A 992-nucleotide genomic window follows, 5' to 3' on the forward strand; every position below is an offset into this window, starting at 1 on the left:
CAGGTGCTTTTAAAGAGTGCATATAGAATCCTATCTATTAATTTTAATTAATTTTTAAACTTTATAACTTTAAGTTTACCTTAGCTCTTTTACTGTGGCTAAAACTATTTTACCAATACCAAACAGCATTAACTGTAATACAGCAAAGAGTAAAATATTGTATAAGGTAGCTGGGTATTTATTGTTTTGTGGTAGCGTGGCTGACTCAACCACTACTAAATATTTAAGCTGCCTATAAGCCTCAATTCTGGCTTTATCAAGCGATACCTCAGAAGATGTATAACCTTTAAGCGCTAGCTCTAACTCAATTTTTAAGTCAGAAAATTGCGCAAGCACTTCACTTACAGAGGTTCCATTATTTTTAATATTACTATTGGTGCCTTGCTGAGTAGAAAGCCTATCTCGCTCTAGCTCTAGCTGGGTTTTAAGTGCGCTCAGCTCCGACGCTAACATAACTACTTGCGGGGCTTTTTCAGTCATGGTTGAGCGTAGCCCTTTTAGCTCTGCACTTTTAGTGGCTATTTGCCCCTCAAGCCCATAGGTTATTTGCTGCAGCGCCATGCCTTCGGCCTCTGGGTCAAGTAAGTTATTTTTTTGCTGAAACGCAAGAGTGTTTTTTTGTGCGTCGCGCAAGCGTTGCTCAACTTTTGCATGCTCTAATCGTATAAACTTTAATTGCGCATCAGCTAGTTGGTGGCCTATTGAATTTATATACCACTCTGCGCGGTTAACTATTGTTTGCGTTAGAGTGTTTGCAAATTCAGGCGTAAAGCCCTGGGCTAATATTTTTAGTACGCCTGAGTCTTCGTCAATTTCGACTGTGGTATGGTCAATGTAATAACTTAGTAGGTCTTCACTGCTAGCGTTGCTACTTAACCCCGTAAAAATATCGCCATGCTCTTGGTAATGTGCTTTTAAATTACTGTGTTGTTGCAGGTAGTTAAGCATGTCTTGCGAGTGTATGTACGCTTTAGCAATTTCGGTATCGGCTG

1 pseudogene is annotated in these 992 nt (G+C 39.7%); it reads right to left on the bottom strand.

What is annotated here, in order from left to right:
- Positions 1–75 precede the first annotated feature (75 nt).
- Positions 76–992, bottom strand: a pseudogene (locus L652_RS0102955) (lipopolysaccharide biosynthesis protein); the annotation flags it as partial.

The organism is Pseudoalteromonas sp. TB25 (genome assembly GCF_000497995.1).
GTDB lineage: Bacteria > Pseudomonadota > Gammaproteobacteria > Enterobacterales > Alteromonadaceae > Pseudoalteromonas > Pseudoalteromonas distincta.